Source organism: Mesotoga infera, from assembly GCA_011045915.1.
GTDB classification, from domain to species: domain Bacteria; phylum Thermotogota; class Thermotogae; order Petrotogales; family Kosmotogaceae; genus Mesotoga; species Mesotoga infera_D.
In genome coordinates this window covers 1-2,300 of the sequence record DSBT01000349.1, presented here as the reverse complement: position 1 = coordinate 2,300, position 2,300 = coordinate 1, and the positions used below count along the sequence as shown (strand labels likewise).

The 2,300-nt window shown below is 49.9% G+C and carries 3 protein-coding genes; all 3 read left to right on the top strand.

From position 1 onward, the window contains the following. The coding region (locus tag ENN47_11515) for an ROK family protein (protein HDP78781.1) at positions 1-258 on the top strand (258 nt) is incomplete at its 5' end. A 29-nt stretch (positions 259-287) separates the two neighbouring features. Then, the gene (locus ENN47_11510) at positions 288-1,214 is read left to right on the top strand and encodes a sugar ABC transporter substrate-binding protein (GenBank protein HDP78780.1); all 927 of its coding nucleotides are present in this window, start codon (positions 288-290) and stop codon (positions 1,212-1,214) included. Positions 1,215-1,238: 24 nt separating this feature from the next. After that, positions 1,239-2,300 (top strand): hypothetical protein (locus tag ENN47_11505; GenBank protein HDP78779.1); only part of this gene is annotated, 1,062 nt, incomplete at its 3' end.

Sequence of the window (2,300 nt, the reverse complement as noted above, 5' to 3'; positions counted from 1 at the left end):
CTTGCATTTGCCAATGCAATTATGCTTCTCGATCCGGCAAGACTTCTGATAGGAGGTGGTATTGGCTTCAACCAGTATGACCGGATTTTCCCGATAATCGACAGCACTCTGAGGAAGGTTCTTCCTCAAGAGCTTTACAGACCTGATCTACTTGTCAGAGCGGCCCTTGAGCCTTACAGTGTTGTCATCGGCGGAGCTTATTTTGCTCAGAAAGAGTTGCTCCTTAAAGAGGTTCTAGGGGGAACTTCGGGATTTTGAACGGCAGGAAATTACAAGAGGAGGTACTTATGAGAAAGATTACTGTTCTACTGGCTTTGATCTTCGTTCTAATGGCAGGAATTCTCTTTGGGACGGACGTTGCAGTTTTGCTTCCCGGAACCGTTGAATTCTTCAGCGTCCAGAGAGTAGGGTTGGATGCGGCGGCTCAGGAGTTCGGACTGAACCTGATCTATGCGGACGCAGAATGGGATGCAGGCAAGCAACTGTCTCAGGTTGAGAACTTCATCGCAAGAGGTGTAGATCTCGTGCTGCTTTGCGCGGCGGATAACATGGCCCTTCGAACGGCCGTAACTCGCTGCGACGAAGCGGGAATTCCATTGATAACATTCACAAACAGCATCGGAACAGATCCTGAAGGCAAGTATCCGGGTGTCATCAGCCACATAGGTCGTTCCGAGATAGGATCAGGCGTTGTCCAGGCAGAGTTTGTCGAGAAGCTCTTTGGGAACGCCGAGATAGACATAATTCTTATTGAAGGCAATCCCGGTACAACTGCCCAGAGAATGAGAGAAGAGGGTTTTCTCTCCGTGGCAGAAAGAAATCCTTCATGGAGCATAATTGAGAAGCGCCCTATCGATGGCTGGACAAAGGAAGGAACACTTGCGTTCATGGAGGCTTTCCTCCAGAGTGGCAGAAATGTTGACGTCATTGCCTGCCAGTGGTGGTCGGGAGCCATAGCGGCATCGATGGCACTCAAGGAGAGAGGAATCACCGACGTAGTGGTTTTGGGCCTGGAGTATGCGAAAGAGCTCGTTCCTTACATTGAAGCCGGAGACGTTTATGCTTCCACGTATTTCTCGGTTATTGAAGAAGGCTACAAAGCTGTCGAGGCCGCCCATCTATACCTGACGGGCCAGGAAGTGCCGAAGTTCGTCGAGATCCAGCAGGTAATGGTCACAAAGGACAACGTGGCCGATTTCGAACCGGAAATGTAAGAGAAATACGACAGGAGGTCGCTGATGTCTGAAGCAGGTAAGATCAATATCCTCTCACAGCTGTTTTTTAATGAGGAGCTCTCCAGGGATAATTCAGGAAGCCTTACAGAGAAACTTTCGAAGGCAAAGACGGCAGGGCTTGAAAAGCTCATTATCTGGTCGGTCCGGCCCGAATATCTTTCCTCGCTTGTCTCGATTTGCAGAGAAGTCGGGGTTTCTCCGCATCTCTGGTATCCCATGCTGGCAGACACGCCAGTAGATTTCGATACGGACGCCTTCAAGATCGTAAGAACGATAGATAGCGGCCGGTCGGAGATACTGGAATCCCAAAAGGCCGGCGGTGAGGAGTTTGAATTTCTTTGCCCCAACAAGGTAAGGCAGGAGGAGGCCTTTCTAAGCCGCTTCGAAGAAATCCTTGGCCTTGCCGACTTCGACGGTGTCTTTCTCGACAGGATCCGTTTTCCTTCGCCGGCCAACGGGATAGGAGAGATGCTTACCTGCTTCTGCGACACCTGCAAAGAGAGATCGAGAGCAACGGGTTCAGCCTTTGAAAAGGCAATTCGCGGTTTTTTAAGAAAGCTCGGTTCGAAGAGGGGAATGGACGAAGTACTGGAAACTCTCAAAGAGTTTTACAGAATTACCGGGGAATTTCTCGAGTTCAGAAAGTCATCGGTGCTCCAGCTGCTGACTTCATATTCAGACAGGGCGAAAAACCTGGGCCTAGAAGTGGGCGTGGATCTTTTCTCCCCTTCTCTTAGAAATATCGTTTCGCAGGATTACGAGAGAATATCCAGGCATGTGGATTGGAAGAAGCCGATGATTTACTGCAAAACAATGGGGCCGGCCGGACTTCCGATGGAACTTCTCTCTATGGCGCAAATTCTCATGGATCACGCCTTGCGGCTTTCGGAGAGAGAAGCGCTTGAGATTATCGGAGAGCTGACCGGCCTTCTGTTGCCTGAAAGCTTTGAAGAAATAAGAATGAGGGGCATCGATCAGAAGAACTATGAACTCGAGCTGAACAAGATCGATCAGATGAATCTCAATCCGGTAACCAGAATCTTCCCCGGCTTTGAGGCGGTCAAT